At 66.2% G+C, this 20,440-nt stretch carries 21 protein-coding genes; 12 read left to right on the top strand and 9 right to left on the bottom strand.

Translation table 11 applies throughout. The annotated features are described in order from the left end of the window. Positions 1-42: 42 nt before the first annotated feature. Complete coding sequence (locus BR00_RS09485) at positions 43-498, top strand: acyl-CoA thioesterase (protein ID WP_496477355.1); 456 nt, start codon at positions 43-45, stop codon at positions 496-498. Here BR00_RS09485 and BR00_RS09480 read toward each other — a convergent pair. The 7 genes from BR00_RS09480 to BR00_RS09450 all read right to left on the bottom strand — a co-directional run bounded on the left by BR00_RS09480 (position 488) and on the right by BR00_RS09450 (position 5,769). Next, positions 488-1,045, bottom strand: coding sequence for a rod-binding protein (locus tag BR00_RS09480; RefSeq protein ID WP_496477354.1), 558 nt, complete (start codon positions 1,043-1,045; stop codon positions 488-490). The genes BR00_RS09485 and BR00_RS09480 overlap by 11 nt on opposite strands. Positions 1,046-1,054: 9 nt before the next feature. Next, positions 1,055-2,164 (bottom strand): flagellar basal body P-ring protein FlgI, encoded by a 1,110-nt coding sequence (locus tag BR00_RS09475; protein ID WP_496477353.1) that lies wholly within the window; start codon positions 2,162-2,164, stop codon positions 1,055-1,057. Then, positions 2,148-2,828: a flagellar basal body L-ring protein FlgH gene (locus tag BR00_RS09470; RefSeq protein WP_496477352.1), complete on the bottom strand. Its 681-nt coding sequence runs from the start codon at positions 2,826-2,828 to the stop codon at positions 2,148-2,150. The genes BR00_RS09475 and BR00_RS09470 overlap by 17 nt, the downstream gene beginning before the upstream one ends. Next, positions 2,825-3,784 carry a flagellar basal body P-ring formation chaperone FlgA gene (flgA, locus tag BR00_RS09465; protein WP_496477351.1) on the bottom strand — a complete coding sequence of 320 codons (960 nt, stop codon included), beginning with the start codon at positions 3,782-3,784 and terminating at the stop codon, positions 2,825-2,827. Before flgA ends, BR00_RS09470 begins: the two co-directional genes overlap by 4 nt. Before the next feature lie 9 nt (positions 3,785-3,793). Continuing rightward, on the bottom strand, positions 3,794-4,576 hold the full coding sequence (gene flgG, locus BR00_RS09460) for a flagellar basal-body rod protein FlgG (RefSeq protein ID WP_496477350.1): 783 nt from the start codon (positions 4,574-4,576) through the stop codon (positions 3,794-3,796). Between the two features lie 29 nt (positions 4,577-4,605). Continuing rightward, entirely contained in the window at positions 4,606-5,385 is a 780-nt protein-coding gene (gene flgF / locus BR00_RS09455) for a flagellar basal-body rod protein FlgF (RefSeq protein ID WP_496477349.1), read from the bottom strand. A 132-nt stretch (positions 5,386-5,517) separates the two neighbouring features. Beyond that, positions 5,518-5,769 (bottom strand): c-type cytochrome, encoded by a 252-nt coding sequence (locus BR00_RS09450; protein ID WP_496477348.1) that lies wholly within the window; start codon positions 5,767-5,769, stop codon positions 5,518-5,520. Positions 5,770-5,926: 157 nt separating this feature from the next. Here BR00_RS09450 and BR00_RS09445 point away from each other — a divergent pair, with 157 nt between their 5' ends. Continuing rightward, entirely contained in the window at positions 5,927-7,081 is a 1,155-nt protein-coding gene (locus tag BR00_RS09445; RefSeq protein WP_496477347.1) for a D-alanyl-D-alanine carboxypeptidase family protein, read from the top strand. 23 nt (positions 7,082-7,104) lie between these two features. Beyond that, complete coding sequence (locus tag BR00_RS09440; RefSeq protein ID WP_496477346.1) at positions 7,105-8,439, top strand: UDP-glucose dehydrogenase family protein; 1,335 nt, start codon at positions 7,105-7,107, stop codon at positions 8,437-8,439. Between the two features lie 65 nt (positions 8,440-8,504). On the opposite strand, the gene BR00_RS09435 is transcribed toward BR00_RS09440, so the two are convergent. Then, on the bottom strand, positions 8,505-8,717 hold the full coding sequence (locus BR00_RS09435; RefSeq protein ID WP_496477345.1) for a hypothetical protein: 213 nt from the start codon (positions 8,715-8,717) through the stop codon (positions 8,505-8,507). A gap of 99 nt (positions 8,718-8,816) precedes the next feature. On the opposite strand from BR00_RS09435, the gene coaE reads away from it, so the two are divergent. The 9 genes from coaE to BR00_RS09390 all read left to right on the top strand — a co-directional run bounded on the left by coaE (position 8,817) and on the right by BR00_RS09390 (position 19,515). Next, the gene (gene coaE / locus BR00_RS09430; protein ID WP_496477344.1) at positions 8,817-10,415 is read left to right on the top strand and encodes a dephospho-CoA kinase; all 1,599 of its coding nucleotides are present in this window, start codon (positions 8,817-8,819) and stop codon (positions 10,413-10,415) included. After that, on the top strand, positions 10,399-11,091 hold the full coding sequence (locus BR00_RS09425) for a rhomboid family intramembrane serine protease (RefSeq protein ID WP_496477343.1): 693 nt from the start codon (positions 10,399-10,401) through the stop codon (positions 11,089-11,091). The genes coaE and BR00_RS09425 overlap by 17 nt, the downstream gene beginning before the upstream one ends. Positions 11,092-11,160: 69 nt before the next feature. Continuing rightward, positions 11,161-12,018 carry a phosphodiester glycosidase family protein gene (locus BR00_RS09420; protein WP_496477342.1) on the top strand — a complete coding sequence of 286 codons (858 nt, stop codon included), beginning with the start codon at positions 11,161-11,163 and terminating at the stop codon, positions 12,016-12,018. Next, complete coding sequence (gene uvrB / locus BR00_RS09415; RefSeq protein ID WP_496477341.1) at positions 12,015-14,006, top strand: excinuclease ABC subunit UvrB; 1,992 nt, start codon at positions 12,015-12,017, stop codon at positions 14,004-14,006. Before BR00_RS09420 ends, uvrB begins: the two co-directional genes overlap by 4 nt. Further along, a complete protein-coding gene (locus BR00_RS09410) occupies positions 13,987-15,063 on the top strand; it encodes a potassium channel family protein (RefSeq protein WP_496477340.1) in 1,077 nt (358 codons plus the stop codon). The genes uvrB and BR00_RS09410 overlap by 20 nt, the downstream gene beginning before the upstream one ends. After that, positions 15,060-16,895 (top strand): helix-hairpin-helix domain-containing protein, encoded by a 1,836-nt coding sequence (locus BR00_RS09405; protein WP_496477339.1) that lies wholly within the window; start codon positions 15,060-15,062, stop codon positions 16,893-16,895. The genes BR00_RS09410 and BR00_RS09405 overlap by 4 nt, the downstream gene beginning before the upstream one ends. Before the next feature lie 3 nt (positions 16,896-16,898). After that, positions 16,899-17,687, top strand: coding sequence for a 4-hydroxy-tetrahydrodipicolinate reductase (gene dapB, locus BR00_RS09400; RefSeq protein ID WP_496477338.1), 789 nt, complete (start codon positions 16,899-16,901; stop codon positions 17,685-17,687). Next, the gene (locus tag BR00_RS09395) at positions 17,687-18,559 is read left to right on the top strand and encodes an AAA family ATPase (RefSeq protein WP_496477471.1); all 873 of its coding nucleotides are present in this window, start codon (positions 17,687-17,689) and stop codon (positions 18,557-18,559) included. The genes dapB and BR00_RS09395 overlap by 1 nt, the downstream gene beginning before the upstream one ends. Then, positions 18,556-19,515, top strand: a complete 960-nt coding sequence (locus BR00_RS09390) for a DUF58 domain-containing protein (RefSeq protein WP_496477337.1) — start codon at positions 18,556-18,558, stop codon at positions 19,513-19,515. The genes BR00_RS09395 and BR00_RS09390 overlap by 4 nt, the downstream gene beginning before the upstream one ends. Here BR00_RS09390 and BR00_RS09385 read toward each other — a convergent pair. Further along, positions 19,512-20,438 carry a PAS domain-containing protein gene (locus BR00_RS09385; RefSeq protein ID WP_496477336.1) on the bottom strand — a complete coding sequence of 309 codons (927 nt, stop codon included), beginning with the start codon at positions 20,436-20,438 and terminating at the stop codon, positions 19,512-19,514. The two genes, BR00_RS09390 and BR00_RS09385, sit on opposite strands and share 4 nt — an antisense overlap. Positions 20,439-20,440: the final 2 nt, after the last annotated feature.

Raw genomic sequence — 20,440 nt, 5'->3', positions numbered from 1 at the left:
GCCGCCGTACATTGGCGCATCATCCCATCCTGGAGGCACGCCATGCCCATTGCTCGTACCCCACGCGGTCTGCTGGTGCTGCGCACCCTCGCCATGCCCAAGGACACCAACCCCAGCGGCGATATCTTCGGCGGCTGGATCTTGAGCCAAATGGACATCGCCGGGGGGCTCATGGCCTCGGAAGTGGCTCAGGGCCGGGTGGTGACGGTGAGTGTGGAGAAGATGAGTTTCGACAAGCCCGTGAAGATGGGGGACACCATCTGCATCCACGCAGAGCTGGTGCGCGTGGGCCGCTCCTCCCTGGACATCAAGCTGGAGGTCTGGGCCCGGCAATTGGTGGGGGTCTACGAAGCCGAACGCCAATTGGTGACCGAAGGACTGTTCCGCTACGTGGCGGTGGACGAGGCGCGCCGGCCGCGGGAAGTTCCGGAAAACCCGCACTTCTTTGTCCGGAACCCCGATGGCACGGCGACGGTGCAGCCGTTTGCTACCACGTAAGCCAAATCCCCTCGCCTGGAGCAAGCGCCGCCGAGGCCGTCTGCGGCCCGTGGGCCGCGTCTGCCTCCGGGCGCGCTGCTGTGTTTGCCTCGGGGGCAAGCGCCTGGGCCTTTTCGCGCACGATGCGCTCTGCCAAGGCGTCCACCGCCGCTGTGCTGGGGTCCGGCTGCGCTGGACCTTGAGAGGACGCTGCACTGGAGGCCGCCCCAGAAGCAGACGCCACCGGGGAGCGCAGCGGCTGCAGCGGCGGCGGCGCGCCATGGCCAGCACGCTCCAGACGTGTTTGCAGCTGCCGAAAGAGCATGTCCCCAAGGCCGATGCCTCCGGCCTCGGCCATCTTCACTCCCATCTCTTGATCAAACAGGGAGATATAGCTCTCCGACTGGGGGGAAGAGAGGAGCCCGTCCTTGCCCACCCCCTGGCGCATCTGCTTCCACATCTGCGCAAGGAACAGGGCCTCGAAGTCCTGGGTGGCCTTCTTCAACCGGGCCTCGCGCACCTGCGGCGAATCGGGGTCTCGGGAGCCAAGAGCTCGAATATCCGCCATGACGACCTCCTAGAGCACCTCTAGATCCGCGTGCAGGGCACCCGCGGCCTTGAGCGTGCGGAGAATGGAGATGAGATCCCGGGGCGTGGCGCCGATGGCATTGAGCCCTTGCACCAAATCCTGCACCGTGGCCCCTTCGAGCATGGTGATGTTGCGTTTTTCCTCACGCGCCCCCACCTGAGTATTGGGCGTCACCACGGTCTGCCCGCCGGAAAAGGCCCCGGGCTGGGATACCTGCGGCTGCTCGGCCACCACAAGTTGAAGGTTTCCGTGGGTCACCGCCACCTTGGACAAGGTCACGTTGGCACCAAAAACCACGGTACCGATCTTTTCGTCCACCACCACCCGTGCCCGGCTGTCGGGACGGATTTCCACGTTCTCCAGCTCCGCCATGAGCCCCACGATGTTGCCCTGGTAGCGCTCCGGGATGCGCAGCTTCACCGTAGCCGCGTCCTGGGCCGCGGCGTACGGCCCGGCCATGACCTCGTTGAGGGTGTCCACCACCTGCTGGGTGGTGCTGAAGTCCTGGGAGTCCAGATGGATGGTCACGTCCTTCTGTTCGTTGAACTGGAAGGGCACCGGCCGCTCCACCACGGCCCCGCCCGGGATGCGCGCCACGGTCACCACGTTCTTGGTGGTCGTGGTCGCCTCGCCTGCGTCGGAAAACCCGCCCACGGTGAGCGGGCCTTGGGACAAGGCATAGACCTGTCCGTCCACGCCCCGCAGCGGGGTCAGCAGCAGGACTCCGCCCAGCAGCGACTGGGCGTCGCCCATGGAAGAAACCGTCACGTCCAGCCGTGAGCCCGGACGCGCCGAGGCCGGCATCTTGGCCGTGACCATGACCGCAGCCACATTTTTCGGCTTGAGCTGGGCACGGTCCACCTTGACGCCCATGGATTCGAGCATGTTGGCCATGGACTGGATGGTGAACTCCGAGCCGCTCTTGTCTCCGGTGCCCGAAAGCCCCACCACCAGGCCGTAGCCCACCAGATCATTGGAACGCACCCCACTGAAGGAGGCGATGTCCTTGAGCCGCGCCCCCCACGCCGGGCCTGCCGCCGTCACACCCAACACGGCGAGCACGATCCACACAGCGATACTCCTAAAACGGCCACACATGGTCCAAAATCCTTGCCAGCCATCCCGGCCGCTGCTTTTCCGCCAGCACCCCTTCGCCAAAGAACTCGACGCGGGCGTCCGCCAAATACGAAGACTCCACGGTGTTGTCCGCAGCGATGTCCCGCGCCCGGACCAAGCCTTCCACGGCCACCAGTTGGGTCTCGCCGTTGATGCGCATCTCCCGGGCTCCCATGATTTCGAACACCCCCCCAGGAAGGACCCGCATCACCCGCGCCGCCACCGTAGCCTTCACCGAACTCTCCCTCTTGGTCTCCCCTTCGCTTTCAAAATTATTGGTGGACCCAGCCTTGACCATGGGGGTGGTGCCCACATCGCCGAGATACGGCAGGGAATCCCGCCCCAAAAAATTACTGACTCCCAGATCGACGCTGCTCTTTTTATCCGCCGTGGTGGAGGCCGTGTTCTTAGCCGTGGTGCTGTCCAAAATCTTCACCACCACGATATCCCCCACCCGCCGCGCCCGGGGATCGGCAAACAAGACCGCCGCCCCATCAGGATCAAACAGGGATCCGGGATTTTCCCAGGCAGGCACCGCTGTCTGCGGCTGTGGCTCCAGGCTGCGCCCCACAGAGGGTCGGCGGGAAGGAGTCGCGCACCCCACAATCAAGACCAAAAGCACCACCATCGTCCCTATGGCTTTCATATGCCCCCCACACGCACCGTGGACTCATCCACCACCCGGGCCTCCACCACACGCTGGCTTTGCAGGTTGCGTACCCGGATCACGCTGCCTAACGCGCCGTCCTCCAAACTCTGGCCGGGGGCCGCCAACCGCAGCCGACCGTTGTCGAAGATCACGCGCACCATCCGTCCCCGCTCCACCGCTGGCACCGGCTCCACCATCTCCGCCAGGATGGGCCTTCCCTGCGGCACCGCGGAGCGCACCCGCACGGCCCCCATGCCCGCGCCATCCCACACCGGACGCCCCAGGGCCGCCAGATCCATACGCAGACGCACCACACTCTGCTCCTGCACCACCTCGCCCCGGGAAAGGGACCGCGCCGCGCACGGCACCTCGGCCCACACCTCGGCAAGCACCACCCCGGAGAGGGCATCCCGCACCACGCCCGCCTCGTCCACCGCCTCCACGCGCACCGGGATGGAGCCGGAAAGGGCCGACGGCGGCACCAGGCGGAGCCGTACCGGCTCGTCGGCAGCAATGAAAAACCATTGCGGCAGCCGCCATTGGGTGATACGCGCCTCGCCGCCCAGAGCGGCCAAGTGCGCCACCAAGGCCTGCTCCACGGCAGGCCGCAGGCGCTCCAGCGCCACCACTTGGCCGCCCCGCTGCACCAAGATCTCGTCCGGGAACGCCATGGGCGGGGCAGGCACCGGAACGCGGCCGGCCACCGCCTGCCGCACGGCCCGCCCGGAAATGCGCACCCGCCCCCCAACGATCTGCGGGGCCGGAGCCACGGAAGTCTGCCCCCAGCGCTCGAGGAACGCCATGGCGTCCTCGCCTTCGGCCCGAGCAAGATGGGCCAATGTAATAACCTGGGCTCCGGACGGCACACACACGGCCTCAGGCGCCACCAGACGTCCTGCCGCGGCCGCTGAGGCGGTCAAGGTCATGACGAGAAAAAACACCAGAGCACGCATAACCCCATCCTACCGCTTCACTTGATTGGCGATCTGCAGGAGGGAATCCGCCGTGGTGATGGCCTTGGAGTTGGCCTCATAGGCGCGCTGGCCCACGATCATGTTCACCATTTCCTCCACGATCTCCACATTGGACATTTCCAGAAACCCCTGGGCCAGGGTGCCGGCGTTGCCTTGGCCCGGCACGTTCTCGATGGCCTCGCCCGAGGCGTCGGTCTGGTAAAAAAGATTGCGGCCGATGGCCTTGAGCCCTGCGGGGTTCACGAAGGTGTACACCGGGATGTCCGTCTCCGCCAGCGTGGTGCCGTTCTTGTCCACACAGGTGAGGTGCCCGTCCTCGGTGATCATGATGTTTTGGGTTTCCTGGGGAACGGTGAAGGCGGGCTGCAACGGGTAGCCGTTATCCGTGACAATGGTGCCGTCACTGTTGAGCTTGAATGCGCCACTGCGCGTGTAGGCGATTTCCCCGCCTTTATCGACGCGAAAGAATCCTTCTCCCTCGATGGCGATGTCCAGTTGGTTGCCGGTATTTTGAAAATCGCCCTGGGAAAAAAGCTTGTGCACGGCCACAGGGCGCACACCTAGGCCGATTTGCAGGCCCACAGGAAGCTGATCGCCGTTTTGATTGAGTGTTCCCGCGATCTTGAGATTCTGGTACATGAGGTCTTCGAACTCGGCGCGGTTCTTCTTGAACCCGGTGGTATTGACGTTGGCCAGATTGTTGGACGTCACGTCCAGGTTCATCTGCTGGGCCACCATGCCCGAGGCCGCGGTCCACAATGCGCGAATCATAGTTTCCTCCTTGCGCGGGACGCACGCGCCTAGCGCACCGATCCCACCTCGGTGATGAGTTTCTTGTCCTGATCAAAGGTCCCGGTGATGATCTTCTGATAGGCTTCGTAGGCACGCATGGTTTCGATCATGTTGACCATCTCGGTGACCACCTCCACGTTGGGCCTTTCCACCGCGCCCTGCACCACCTCGGCATCCTCGGCAGGCAGGGGGGCCGCGCCGCTCTCCGGCCGGATGCGCAGGAGATTCGCCCCCATCTTTTCCAGCACCTGAGGATCTTCCACCCGGACCAGGGGGATGCGGTCCACGGCCTCGTTGTCGGCGCTCAAAAGTCCGTCGGCGGAGATGACGATGTCCCGAGTCCCTTCCGGGATCTGGATCGGGCCGCCCTCCCCCAGAAGGCGATTGCCCTGGGCGTCCACCACAAATCCGTCTGGAGAAAGTTGGAACCCGCCGCCGCGGGAGAGCATCTCCCCTTGCGGGGTCTGAAGGCGGAAAAACCCCTCGCCCGCCACGGCGAGATCCAAAGGATTGCCCGTGGTCTCCAGCGGCCCCTGCGTCAAATCGATGACACGCTCGGCAATGCGCGGCTGGGCAATGAGGTAGCTGCGCGGCCAGGCCACTTGCTCACGGACACTATAGTTGGGATTTTCCAAGTCGTGGGCGTAGCGGATGAAGGTATCCTGAAAGGCCAACCGATCCCCTTTGAAACCCGCAGTGTTCACATTGGCGAGATTGTTGGCGATGATATCCAGTCGCCGCTCTTGGGTCAGTGCCCCGAACAGGGCGCTGTAGCTGCTGTTTTGCATGGCGCACTCCTTGTGCCCATCCAAAAAGCAAGCATCGGGCCAAAAGCCCCAGCCCCCCGCGCCCGCCGTACCCGGGCCTTGGGGAGGACTCTTGTCCCCGGCAGGAACTTCCCGCCGGGGACGAAGGTGGTGTTATTTCTGAGACGCGAGCCACTGGACGACGGCGGCGCGCTCGGCGTCCGAGATCTGCGGCGCAGCTCCCTTGGCGAGCATGCGCCCTACGAGCTTCTCCCAGGCCGCCTGATCCTGGCCAAACCGGGCTTCCACCCGTTTGAAACTGTGGCATGACGTACACACCCGCCGCGCCAAGGCTTCGTCTCCGGCGGCAACCGCCATGCCTGCCGTCAGCACCAGACCACCGACAATAAGCAGCAACGATTTCATAGTATTACCTCCACCGATTTGCGGTTGTGGGACGCGGGGCCCCCAAATCTGAGCGCCTTTTTAGGAAGATACCACGATAGGTATCGGAAAAACAAGCCGCCGGCCGCCGCGCTCTTCACTTGACCCATCGCCCAGCCCGCGCGTAGGGCGCGGGGCCATGCGCAATCTCATTTTTTCCATACTCTGCGTTGTCCTGACCTTGGCCCTGCTTCTGCCTGCAGCAGCACAGGAAGAGACTGGCGGACAATTCCGTGGGCAAGTCATCGCGCCCACGCCCCAACCACCCTCCGCCCCGCCCGCCGAGGCCACCCCACAATCTCCACCCAAGGAAGCAAGCGCTCCGTCCCGGCCAGCCAAGGCCAAGGCGTCCGTCCCTTCCCGAACGACCAAAACCAAGCCATCCGCCGCTTCGCGAACGTCCAAGTCCAAGGCCACTGCCTCCAAGACCAAAGCTTCCCGGTCCACGGCTGCGTCTGTCCGCAAGACCTCATCCCCAAGGGCCTCGAGCCACACGTCCGGCACGCCGCGCCCCGCCGCGAACACGGCTCGCTCCACCCCCTTTCGCATCCAAGCCAAGGCGGCCTATCTTATGGACATGGACTCCGGAGAAGTCTACTTCGCCCAGGATGCCGACCGCCTCATCCCCCCCGCCTCGGTGACCAAAGTCATGACCCTCTACCTCATCCGCGAGGCCATCGCCCAAGGCAAACTCTCGGTCTCGGCCGAGATCCCGGTGAGCGCCCGCTCCGCCCGGGTGGGCGGATCGTCCATGTACCTCGTGCCTGGAGAAAAGGCACCCCTCATGGAACTCATCAAAGGCATCAGCGTGGCCTCAGCCAACAACGCCTGCATGGCGGTGGCCGAGTATTTGGGCAGGGGCAACACCGCCGCCTTCGTGGCGCGCATGAACGCCAAAGCGCGGGAGCTGGGCTTGCGCCGCACGGTCTTCAAAAATCCCAGCGGCCTGCCTGCTCCTGGACAAGTGAGCACGGCCCGAGACCTGGCCGCGCTTGCCCGGGCCTATCTGCGCCGTTTTCCCGAGTCCCTGGCCATCCACTCCATGACCACGCACACCTACCGCGGAGTCACCCATCACAACGCCAATTCCCTCCTGGAGACCTACCCCGGCGCTGACGGCCTCAAGACCGGGTTCGTCTGCGCATCGGGATTCAACATCGTGGCCACGGCCAAACGCGGCAAGACCCGACTCCTGGCCGTGGTTCTCGGCGCCACCTCTTCGAGTGTACGCCACCGCGAGACCGTCAAACTCCTGGATTACGGCTTCACCCGCGCTGCGGGCCGCACCTCTTAACCCAATCCTGCACGGAGACATCCATGAATATATGCATTATCGGCACCGGATACGTGGGCCTCGTCACCGCCGCATGCTTTGCCGAGATGGGCAACACTGTGGAGTGCGTGGACGTCAATGACGCCGTTGTGGAGCAACTTCAGCACGGCCGTGTCCATATCTATGAACCTGGACTGGAAGAGATCGTCCGACGCAATATCGACGCCGGACGCCTTTCTTTTACCACGGATCTGGCCACAGCCATGCGCGACAAACTCTTCCTCTTTTGCTGCGTGGGGACCCCGGAAGGGCCCGACGGCTCCGCAGACCTTTCCTTCGTCGAACAGGCCGCGAGGGATATTGGAAAAAATCTTTCCCAATACGCCATTGTCGTGAACAAATCCACCGTTCCAGTGGGCACGGCGGATTGGGTGCGGAGCCTCATTCAGGAAGAGTTGGACGCCCGGGGCGTATCCGTGGAGTTCGATGTGGTCTCCAACCCCGAGTTTCTCAAGGAAGGCGACGCCGTCAACGACTTCATGAAGCCGGACCGCGTCATCGTGGGCACGGACAACGTGCGCACCGCAGAGCTCTTGCGCGCCCTCTACGCGCCGTACGCCCGCAGCCGGGAAAAGCTCATCGTCATGGGCGTGCGCAGCGCGGAGATGACCAAGTACGCCGCCAACTGCATGCTGGCCACCAAGATCAGCTTCATCAACGAGATCGCCAACATCTGTGACCGCGTGGGGGCCGATGTGGCGGAGGTCCGCCACGGCATCGGCGCGGACCACCGCATCGGCTACCAGTTCATCTACCCTGGCGTCGGTTACGGAGGCTCCTGTTTTCCCAAGGATGTCAAAGCCCTGGTGGGTACGGCCCGACAGGCGGGCTACGAGCCGCAGCTCTTGGCCGCGGTGGATGAAGTCAACGAGCGGCAAAAGGCGCTGCTCGCCGCCAAGATCGAAGACTACTTCGCCCCTCAAGGCGGGGTGGCGGGCAAGACCGTCGCCCTATGGGGGCTCGCCTTCAAACCCAATACCGACGACATGCGTCAGGCCCCGGCGCTGGCCATCATCGCCCGCCTCACCCAACAGGGCATGCGCGTACGGGCCTTCGATCCCGTGGCGCGGCACAAGGCACGGGAGATCCTGGCGGACAATCCCCTCGTCTCCATCGAGGAAGATCCCTACGCCATCCTGCAAGGGGCCGACGCCCTGGTGGTGGTGACGGAGTGGAACCAGTTCCGCAATCCGGATTTTGCCCGCATCAAAAAGGCCCTCACCGCGCCCATCATCTTCGACGGCCGCAACCTCTACGATCCCCGGCTCCTGGCCAGCCAGGGTTTCGCCTACTTTTGCATCGGCCGACCGCGGGCATAAAAAAAGGCCCTCCCGCAGGAGGGCCACACACCCGCCCGACGACGCGACGCGCCGCCGAGGTTCCTTTACAATCGACCGAGGGTCGCCCGACGCTGCAACTCCAAGACAATGGCCTGCTCGTAGTGCACCGACGCCGAGCAGGACGGACACGAGGATTCCAAATACTGATCAAGGAATTGACTTTCTTCCCAAAAATCCAGCAATTCCTCACGGTCGAGGTTCTGGAGCTGCGTCTCCAGGGAAATATCGGCCTCATGCTGGGGTAGGGCTCGCGCCATGCAACACTCCTTGCAAACTCTGGTTCACGAAACGACTGGCGGTCCTTGTATCGGGGTTTGTCCAGTTTGTCCATGCTCCAACGAACGAGGGAGGCGGCCATGATCCATGCGCTCCAGGTGCTTTCCCAGTGGGCAGGGACTCGGCTCGACCAACTGTGGATGCACCACCTGGGGGACACTGTCCCGCGCGCCCGCATCCAGGAATGGATCCGCGCAGGACTGGCCACCGTGGACGGCCGCCCCTGCGGCAAACCGAGCCTGCGGGTAAGCGCCGGGCAGCGCCTCACCCTGGAGGTCCCGGATCCTTCTCCCGCCACCGTCACCCCAGACCCCGGGCCGCTGTCCGTACTCTATGCCGATGCCCATCTGGTGGTCATCGACAAGGCCCGGGGCCTCACCACCCACCCTGCCCCTTCGGTGGAAGGCCCCACCGTGGTGGAGCGGGCGGGCGCGGCCTTCCCCGCCTTGCTCACCCTCGGCGGCGAACGCCCCGGCGTGGTCCACCGCTTGGACAAGGACACATCAGGCCTGCTGGTCCTCGCCCTCTCCGAACCGGCACGGGTCGGCCTCAGCGCGGTCTTCAGCGAACGCCGGGTGCACAAGGAATACCTGGCCCTGGTGGCAGGCGCCCTCCACGAGCCCATGCGCGTGGACCTGCCCATGGACCGGCACCCGACCCTCAAGACCCGCATGGCGGTGGTGCCCCACGGCCGCCCCGCCCTCACCGAGGTCTGGCCCCTGTGGCAGGCCCCAGACGGCCAGGCCACCTTGGTGCGGGTGCGCATCCACACCGGCCGCACCCATCAGATCCGGGTGCACCTTGCCGCCCAAAAGCACCCGCTCCTCGGCGATGCGGTCTACGCGCCAGGCGCCATCGCCGCCATGGCCCCGCGCCAGATGCTCCACAGCTGGTACCTGGCCTTTGCCCACCCCATCACCGGCCAGAGGCTGGAATTCCGCGCCGCACCGCCCCAAGACTTCTGGGACACTCTCGAAGCCCTCACCCACCGCACGCTGCGGCTGGGTATCACCGGCTGCCCCGGATGCGGCAAGAGCACCGTCACCCGCATGCTGGCCGAGGCCGGCGTCCCCACCGTGAGCGCCGACGCCATCGTGGCCCAAAGCTACCTTCCCGGCGCCGTGGGATGGGAGATCCTCCGCTGCCACTACGGCCGCAGGTTCACCCCCAGCGACGACAAGCCCGTGGACCGGACTGCCCTGGCGCAGGCCATGGAAGACCCGCGCCTGCGCCGGGAAGTGGAGTCCCTCATCCACCCCGTGGTGCGCGCAGAAGTGGCGGCCTTCTGGGAAGCGCACCGCGACGCCCCGGTGGCCGCGGCGGAGATCCCCCTGCTTCTTGAAGGAGGCATGGCCGAGGACTGCGATCTAGTGTTCGGGGTCTTCTGTCCGGACGATCTCCGCCACCAGCGCTTGGCGGACCGGGGCTGGGGCCCGGAGCAACGAAGCCGCATGGACTCCTGGCAATGGCCGCAAGCGCGCAAGATCCGGGCAGCCCATCTGGTGGTGGACAATTCCGGCCCTCTGGACGATACCCTCCGTCGCACCCTGGCCGCGCTGGCCGTGGCCATGCGCCTGGCCCAAGGCCGCCGCCAGCGTCTCCTCCACCGCCTGCGCCACTTCCTCCACCACGGCGTATGGCCCGAATCCCCTGGGAGTCCGCATGTTTCCCCTTCGTGACACCATCCCCTCCCGCCACCGTCCCCTCATCACCTGGGCCATCGTGGCCATCAACATCACCGTATTCCTCGCCACCCGCGGCATGAGCTTCCCCCAGGAACTCCAGTTCATGCACCTGTGGGGTGTGGTGCCGGCCCGCTTCACCCATCCGGAATGGGCGGCCTGGCACGGATATCCCGGCGGACTGCCGCTGGCCTTCATCACCCACATGTTCCTCCACTCGGGCTGGATGCACATCATCGGCAACATGTGGATCCTGTGGGTGTTCGGCGACAACGTGGAAGACGTCATGGGGCACGTGCGCTTCGCGGCCTTCTATCTCACCTGTGGCCTTCTCGCCTTGGGGGCGCACCTGGCCCTCAACCTGAATTCCACCGTGCCGGTAGTCGGTGCCTCCGGGGCCATCGCCGGAGTCATGGGCGCCTACTTCAGCCTCTACCCCCATGCCCGGGTGGTGACCTTCGTCCCCATCCTTTTCGTCCCCATGATCTTCGAGCTGCCTGCGGTACTTTTTCTGGGGCTGTGGTTCCTCTCCCAGGTCTTCTCCGGCGCACTGGCCGGCCCGGAAGGCGGCGGCGTGGCCTGGTGGGCCCACATCGGCGGGTTTGTGGCCGGCATGTTCCTGGTGCGCTGGTTCATGGATCCCCAACGCTGCCCGGAGTGCCTGCAGCGATAAGCCGCAAAGATCGCAGAGCGGCCACCGCCCCCTTGCCGAGGCCGCCGCTCTCGTGGAATACGAACAGGCATGCGTCGCATATTGCTCGTATGCACCGTGATGGCGATGCTCCTCGCCCCCGGGGGGCTCGCTTCCGTGGCTCTCGCCGCTGACCCGGAAAGCGTCTGGCGCCCCATTGCGCCGGGCATGGAACTGCGGCTTTTTCCCGTTCCCCAGAACACCTCGGAGGGGACCGTGGCCGTGCTGCGTCTCGATCCCTTCCTCGTGGAACTGGAGCTCGGCACCGCCCTGGCCTCCGGCCGCAGCCGCACTGTGGAGGACTGGGCCGCGGGGCGCAACTTCACCGCAGTCATCAACGCCGGCATGTACCGCATGGACGAGCGTCTTCTCAGCACCGGTTTTTTGCGCGACAAATCCGGAGAAGTCAGCACCTTCCTCCATCCCAATTACGGAGCGCTCTTCCTCTTCCAGCCCAAGCGCCCGGACCTTCCCCCGGTGCGCTTCGTGGACCGCAACGCGGACCCCCATTGGCGTGCCCACATGGACGACTACTTCGGCGTCATGCAAAACTACCGCCTCTTTGGACCGGATCGCCAAAACGTCTGGCCCGCCACCGGCAAGCCCCACTCCCAGGCGGCCCTGGCCGTGGACGCCGCGGGCCGGGTGCTGCTCGTCCACTGCCGCCCCCGCATCTCCACCGGCCAATTCGCCCAAGTCCTTCTGGAGCTTCCGTTGGACCTTGCCGGAGCCATGTACCTGGAGGGCGGGGCCGACGCGGCGCTCTTCGTCCAAACGCCCAGCGGTCCCATGCGCTTCGTGGGTGAATACGCCTCGGACCTGGCCGCGACCTCCAACGAACACTTCTGGCCGGTACCCAACGTCCTGGGCGCGCGGCCCAAACCCGCTCCCGGAGCCACACACCCATGACCTTCCAACTCGTCTCGCCTTGGAAACCCAGCGGGGATCAACCTGCGGCCATCGAGAGCATCTGCCGCAACGTGGAGCACGGAGTGCGCCACCAGGTGCTCCTCGGGGTCACGGGCTCGGGCAAAACCTTCACCATGGCCCAGGTCATCGCCCGCATGAACCGCCCCGCCCTGGTGCTCGCTCCCAACAAGACCCTGGCGGCCCAACTCTATACCGAATTCAAGGCGCTGTTTCCCCACAACGCCGTGGAATATTTCGTCAGCTACTACGACTATTACCAGCCCGAAGCCTATCTGCCCCACACCGACACCTACATCGAGAAAGACTCCTCCATCAACGACGACATCGACAAACTGCGTCACGCCGCCACCCATGCCCTGCTCACCCGCCGCGACACCCTCATCGTGGCCTCGGTGTCCTGCATCTACGGCCTCGGTTCGCCGGAGTACTACGCGCGCATGGTCATCCCCATCCACCGCGGCCAGCGCCTCACCATGGACAGTCTCATGGACCGGCTCCTGGACGTCCACTACCAGCGCAACGACTACGATTTCCACCGCGGCACCTTCCGGGTGCGCGGCGACAGTCTGGAGATCATCCCCGCCTACCACCACGAACGTGCTCTGCGCCTGGAATTCTTCGGCGACGAGTTGGAAGCCATCTTCGAGACCAATCCCCTCACCGGCGAGATCCTGGACGAAGTGGAGAAGACCGTGCTCTTCCCCGCCAGCCACTACGTGTCCGACCGCGACAACCTCGCCCGGGCCATGGCCGATATCCGGGAAGAACTGCGCGAGCGGCTGCGCTACTTCCAGGAACGCAACCAATTGGTGGAGGCCCAACGCCTGGAACAAAAGACCCAGCTGGACTTGGAAATGATGGAAGAGCTCGGCTACTGCACCGGCATCGAAAACTATTCCCGTCACTTGGACGGCCGTGCCGAAGGCCAGCCGCCGGCCACCCTCCTCGACTATTTCCCCAAAGATTTTCTCCTTTTCGTGGATGAATCACACATCGCCATCCCGCAGATCGGCGGCATGTTCCATGGTGACCGTTCCCGCAAGCAGACCCTGGTGGACTATGGTTTCCGCCTGCCCTCAGCACTGGATAACCGCCCCCTCTCCTTCGAGGAATTCCTCACCCGCATCGGCCAGGCGGTGTACGTCTCCGCCACCCCCGGACCATGGGAGCTGGAGCAGGCTCAGGGCGTGGTCACCGAACAGATCATCCGGCCCACCGGGCTGCTCGACCCGGTAGTGGACGTGCGGCCCACCCAGGGCCAGATGGATGATCTCCTGGCCGAGGCCAAACGCCGCATGGATGCCGATGAGCGGGTGCTCATCACCACCCTCACCAAGCGCATGGCCGAAGACCTCACCGAGTTCCTCCAAGCCCGCGGGGTCCCCTCCCGCTACCTCCATTCGGACATCGACACCCTGGAGCGCATGGCCATCCTCCAGGCACTGCGCGACGGCGAGTTCTTCGCCCTGGTGGGCATCAACCTCCTGCGCGAAGGGCTGGACCTGCCCGAGGTCTCCCTGGTGGCCATCCTGGACGCGGACAAGGAAGGGTTCTTGCGCTCCGCCCGCTCCCTCATCCAGACCTTTGGCCGGGCCGCGCGCAACGACCACGGCACCGTGCTCCTCTATGCCGACACCGTGACTCCGGCCATGCGCCAGGCCATAGAGGAAACCCGGCGTCGCCGAGCCATCCAGGAGGAATACAACCGCCGTCACGGCATCACCCCGCGCACGGTGCGGCGCGAGCACGGTGACGCCCTGGCCGGGCTGCGCCGCGACTCCCGCGGCAAAGGCCATGACCTTGCCGCCGAGGCCGCGGCCGACTATGGGAAGGATCCCCGCACGCTGGTGGCCGACCTCAAACGCCGTATGCGCAAGGCGGCGGAAATGCTGGAATTCGAGGAAGCCGCAAGGTTGCGGGACATCATCCGAACCGTGGAAGCACGTCATGGCCTCTCCCAATCCTAACTCCTGGCGCCTGGGGGCGCTCTATTCCTGGCTGCGGCTGCGTTGTGGTGTGTTCTTGCCGCTGGTGGCCAGTTCCCTCGTGCTCCTCGGGGTCGTGGCGTATGGTCTTGGGGTCTTCATGGTGGTGGAAGGCTGGAATTTCCTCGACAGCTTCTACCAAGTGGTCATCACCCTCTCCACCGTGGGCTTCATGGAGGTCCATCCCATCTCCGAACGCGGCCGGATCTTCGTGACCATACTCATCCTCTTGGGCGTGGGGAGTTTTGCCTACATGGTAGGCGCCATGACCCAGGTCATCGTGGACGGCAGGCTGCACGATCTGTGGGGGAAACGCAAAATGCGCAAAATTTTGGATACCTTGGAAGGGCACTACATCGTCTGCGGCTTCGGCCGCATCGGCCAGGTGGTGGCCCAGGAAATGCGCCAGGCAGGACATACCGTGGTAGTCATCGAGCGTAACCCGGAACTCTTGGCCGTACTCCAGGAAGAGGGCTATCTCTTTCTCGCCGGCGACGCCTCGGAAGACCAAACCCTCATCGCCGCAGGCGTGGCCCGCGCCCAGGGACTTTTCGCCTGCGTGGACACGGATGCCGAAAACGTCTTCATCACCCTGTCGGCGCGGCAATTCCGGCCGGACATCACCATCGTGGCCCGGGCGGACCGCCCGGACGCCGTGGCCAAACTGGAACGCGCCGGCGCCCAGCGGGTCATCACCCCGCATCACATCGGCGGACGGCGCATCGCCCAGGTGATGCTGCGGCCCACGGTCACGGACTTCATGGACCTGGCCCTGCAAGGCAAAAACCTGCAGATGGAGGAGGCGCAGGTGGCCGAAAATTCGCCCTTGGCCGGCACCACCCTCATCACCTCGGGCATCCGGCCCCGGTTCGGCCTCATGATCATCGCCATCGACAAGCCAGGCACGGGCATGCTCTTCAACCCCCAGCCCGATCAGGCCATCGAGGCTGGCGACACCCTCATCGCCGTGGGCCCGCCGGAAAACTTCGCCGCCTTCCAGGCAGCGGCCCGGGGCGAGGCCGTGGAGCCGCAATCATGAACGTCGACACCCTGGTGCAGCGCCTCACTGAGCTCAACCGCGCCTACCGGCAAGGCACCCCCCTGGTGCCCGACGAGGTATACGACGCCCTGGTGGAAGAGCTGCGGCGCCAAGCCCCGGATCACCCCTTTCTCCATCAGGTGGAGCCCGAAGACTTCCGCGGCCGCCGCCTGGTGCGCCACCCCCAGCCCATGCTCTCTACGGAAAAGGCCTATACCCCCGGCGAAGTGGCCCGCTTCGTGGAGCGGGTGGAACGCGCCGGAGAGGAAGCGGGCGTGCATCCAGTGCGCCTGCGCCTCACCCCCAAGCTGGACGGCCTGGCGGGCCGCGACGACGGCGAGGTCCTGGCCACCCGCGGCGACGGCGAGATGGGCTCGGACATCACCCACGTCTTCGCCCGCGGGGTCATCCCGGTGGGCGGCCGGGGCCTGGGGCTGGGCGAATTGGTGCTGCGGCAAAGCTATTTCGACAAGTACCTTGCCGCCCATTTCGAACATCCGCGCAATCTCGTGGTGGGCATCGCCAATGCCGACGAACTGAGCGAGCACGCCCAAAAGGCCCTGGCCGCCGGGGCCGTGCTCTTCGTGCCCTACGTGACCTTGCCCGCCTGGGAAGGCACGGGTGCGGAGCTCTTGGAGCGCCTGGACGCCATCCGCCAGGACCTGGCGCGGCAGGTGGACTACCCCCTGGATGGGTTCGTCGTGGAGGTAACGGAGGAAAGTGTGCGCCAGGCGCTCGGAGCCACCAGCCACCACTACCGTTGGCAGCTGGCCATCAAACGCAAGGGCGACACCGCCATCACCACCGTGGAGGACATCGTGTGGCAGGTGGGCCGCACCGGCAAGGTCACCCCGGTGCTCCAGGTGGCGCCGGTGTCCCTGTCCGGAGCCACCATCCGCCGGGTGAGCGGCCACAACGCCGGGCTCGTGCGCAAGGCCGGGTTGGGGGCCGGAGCACGCGTGGTCATCATCCGCAGCGGCGAGGTCATCCCCAAGGTGGAAGAGGTCATCGAGCCCGCCCCGGTTCTCCTGCCCACCACCTGTCCCTCCTGCCACACCCCCCTGGCGTGGGAGAACGACTTTCTCGTCTGTGAAGCCCCCCATTGCCCGGCCAAGCAGGCCGAGGCCCTCTCCCACTGGTTCCGCACCGTAGACAGCGCCCATTGGTTCGGACCCAAGACCATCGCCCGACTGGTGGAAGCCGGGTATGACCGCGTGGAAGCGGTGTACCGGCTGACGGAAGCGGATTTCCGCGCCCTGGGCTTCGGCCCGGTACAGGCGGCCAATCTGGCCCAAGCCCTGAGAAGCAGCGCGGCCGGCGGCGTGGAAGACTGGCGCTTTCTGGCGGCTTTGGGCATCGAGGGCCTCGGTGTCGCCGAGAGCCGACGTCTGCTCACCCACGTGCCTTGGGAGCGGCTTTTTACCATCACCGAGGAGGAACTGCGGACCATCCCCGGCTTTGGCCCGGTGACCGCCGCAGCGGTGGTGGCGGGGATCTCCCGCAACCGCGACCGCATCCGCCAGATGCTGGACGCAGGCTTCGTCCTGCGCCATAGCCCACCGCCGGTGCAGCAGCCCAGCGCCCTTGCGGGCAAGCGCATCGTCTTCACCGGCACCATGGAGAGCGGCCCGCGCAAGGCCCTGGAAGACGAAGCCCGCGCCCTGGGGGCGCAGGTGGGCTCCACGGTCTCGCGCTCCACCGATTACCTGGTGGTGGGCCGTGCCCCTGGATCCAAGCTCGCCAAGGCCCAGGAGCTTGGCGTCACCGTCCTTACGGAAACCCAATACCGGCGGCTGGTGGAAGAGCGCCACGCCGCCACCCACGGGAGGTAACCCATGTCCCTTTCCCTCATCGTCACCGGCGCCAAAGGCCGCATGGGCTCCACCATCGCCCGCCTCGTCCTCGACGACCCGGATCTGCACTTGGCCGCTGTGGTGGAGCGTCCCGGCCACACCGCAGGATTGGAAACCTTCGGCTGCACCGTGACCGAATCCTTGGAAGCCGCCCTGCCGCAACACCCCGGCGCGGTGGTGGTGGACTTCACCGCCCCGGAGGCGACTCTCGCCCACGCCCGCGCCGTGGCCGCCACCGGCAATCCCTTGGTCATGGGCACCACGGGGCTCACGCGCACCCAACTCACGGAACTGGAGGCCCTGGCGGCCACGGCCCCGCTTTTCTGGTCGCCCAACATGTCCATCGGCATCAACGCCCTGTGCCGCGTCTTGCCGCTTTTGGAGCGCATCCTCGGCGCGGCCTATGATCTGGAGATCGTGGAGACCCACCACAAGGCCAAAAAAGACGCCCCCAGCGGCACGGCCCTCAAACTCGCCCAGGTGCTCGCAGACAGCCGCGGCGTGGACCTGGAGGCCGCCGGCACCTATTGCCGCCACGGCATCATCGGCGCCCGCAAGCCGGAGGAGATCGGCATCCAGACCCTGCGCGGCGGCGACGTGGTGGGCGACCACACGGTGTTCTTCTTCGGCCCCGGCGAGCGCATCGAAGTCACCCACCGCGCCCATTCCCGGGAAAACTTCGCCCGCGGCGCCCTGCGCGCGGCCCGCTGGCTGGCAGACCAGAAGCCCGGCCGCCTCTACTCCATGGCGGACATGATGGACGGGGTGTGATGGACCCTCACGCCCTCATCCACGCCGTGGGGCAAACCGTACTCGGCAAAGAGCCGCAGGTGCGCATGGCCCTGGCCTGCCTGGTGGCGCGGGGGCACCTGCTCATCGAAGACGTGCCCGGCATCGGCAAGACCACCCTGGCCAAAGCCCTGGCCGCGGTATTGGGACTGAACTTTGCCCGGGTGCAGTTCACCAACGACCTTTTGCCTGCGGACATCCTCGGGGCCTCGGTGTGGCACGAAGGCCGCTTCGTGTTCCACCCCGGCCCCATCTTCCACCACGTGCTTCTGGCCGACGAGATCAACCGCGGCACCCCCCGCACCCAGAGCGCCCTACTGGAGGCCATGGAAGAGCAGCAGGTGAGCCTCGACGGCACCACCTACCCCTTGCCGGCGCCCTTTTTCGTCCTGGCCACCCAAAACGCCCAGGACATGGCCGGCACCGCCCCCCTGCCCGAATCGCAATTGGACCGCTTTCTTGCCCGCATCCACCTGGGCTATCCCGAGGCCGAAGCCGAGATGGCGCTCCTCACCCAGCCCGCCCCTCAGATGCCAGACCCCATGGTCGACGCCGCCGCAGTGCTCGCCATGCAGTCCGAGGCCTGGGCCTGCAGGACGAGTCCGGCGCTTCTGGCCTACGTGCACGCCCTGCTTGCCTGGACCCGGGAGCCGGGGCGCTTCACCCTCGGACTCTCGCCCCGGGCAGGCCAGGGACTGGTGCGCCTGGCCAAGGCCTGGGCCTATCTCGATGGCCGCGACTACGTCATCCCGGAAGACGTGCAAGCGGTGTTTCCCGTCGTGGCCGGCCACCGCCTGCGCGCCGCCACGCCCATCCCCCCTGAGGCCATCCTGCGCGAGGTGCCCATCCCATGAGATCCTGGGCCGAGAGGCGCACCCGCGCCGCGGCCCCGAAGGCCGCCCTGCCGGCCCGCCCCCGGCGCATCTTCATCCTCCCCACCGGCGCCGGCGTGGCCTTCGCCGCCACGGTGCTGCTGCTCCTGGCCGCAGCCCTCAACCACACCAACAACCTGGCCCTGTTCCTCTCCTGCCTGCTCGCCGCCGTTGGGGTGGTGGCCGCAGTCCACACCCACCGTACCCTGGCCCAAATCACGATGCTCGGCGCCCGCCTCACGCCGGTCTTTTGCGGAGAAGACGCCCCCTGCGCCGTGCAGGTGCGCGTGCCGGGAAAAGCCGGCCTCATCCTGGAAGTCTGTGCGGAACACGGCCCATGGACGCCCCAGATGGTGCAGCCCGGGACCGCGCACCTGCACACGCCACTTCCCACCACCCGACGCGGACAGATATCCTGGGTGGAGATAGGCATGGCCACGGCCGCGCCCCTCGGGCTCTTTCGCGCCTGGACCTTCATGCGCCTGCCGGTGCACGGCGTGATCTATCCCACGCCCTGGGCCGGCGGATGCCCGGTCTTTCCCATTCGTCCCATGAGCGCCGACGGCCACAGCCCCCAGCTGCAGAACGCAGGCGACGACCCCCAGGATCTACGGCCCTACCGTCGCGGAGACGCCCCCACGCGCATCGCCTGGAAGACCACGGCCCGCAGCCTGGCGCGCGGAGGGCCGCTGGTGGTCTTCGATCACAGCGACGGCCAAGGCGCAGCAGTGCTGCTCCATTGGGACGCCTGCCCAGGGCAGGGCGAAGAGCGCATCCAACGTCTGACCGCGTGTGTCGAGGCAGCCGCCAGGGCGCAGCTCTGCTACGGCCTCTACCTGCCTGGCATGGTCATCGTTCCGGAGAAGGGAGAGGCCCAGCGCCACCGCTGCCTGGAAGCCTTGGCCCTGCTCCCCTGGGAGGAGAGGCCGACGCCCTAGCCTTCCAAGGCCGCCAAGGCGGCACGCAGGCTGCCGCGCCGTGACAGCCCCAATTTCCGGCGCAGGCTGCGGCGATGGCTCTCCACCGTGGTCTGCGCCACCCCCAATCGCTGGGCGGTCTCCTTGATGGAAAGCCCCGCCTGCACCAGTTCGGCCACCCGCAGCTCCGCCCGGGTCAGCCCCAGGTCCATGAGCCGACGCGTGAGCGGGGACGCGACCTCGTGCACCGCACGGACCAGCTCCTGCACCGCTTCTTGCGCCCGCGGCGGCAGATCCAGCCCCAGCAAGCGCTCCACGGCAGGGAGGATGCGCCCCTGCACATTGGCCACAACCGCCCGACGCTCGGCCTCGCGGTCCGCCTCACGCTGGGCCAAGAGCACGCGCAAGGCGGCGGAGAGATCCGCCACCTGTTCTTTGTGCGCGCAAATCTCCGCCCGGTCCTGGGCCACCTGGGCCGAGAGCTCAGCATTGAGGCGCTGGAGCAGTGCTTCCTCGTCCTTGCGCCGGGTAATGTCCGTCACCGTGCCCAAGTAGCCCCACAAAGCGCCGTCCGGGGAAAACACCGGCCGGGTCTGTTCCTCCACCCACCCGGCGCGCCCCGATGGCGTGACAAAGCGGTACTCGGCCCGGAACACCGGCTCGCCGGCGGCCACGGAGGCGGCCCGGGCCGCAAGCAGTCCCGGCAGGTCTTCGGGATGCACCCGCAGGGTCCAGCCATCCCCCAAGGCTTCTTCCGGGGTCATTTCCATGAGCTGGCAAAAGGCCTCGTTGGCGAACACACAGCGGTCCTCGGGGTCGTCGAAAAAAATCCCCAGCGGACACCCCTGCACCAGCACCATGAGCCGCGCCTGGGCCTCGCTGGGGGGCATGGCCGTCCAGGCCCCGGCCCACGCCCCCGTGTCGTGCTCGTTTCGCGCGTCCATAT

Source organism: Thermodesulfomicrobium thermophilum DSM 16697, from assembly GCF_059568695.1.
Note: the sequence above shows the minus strand (reverse complement) of the source record. Positions and strands in the feature narration are given on the sequence as shown.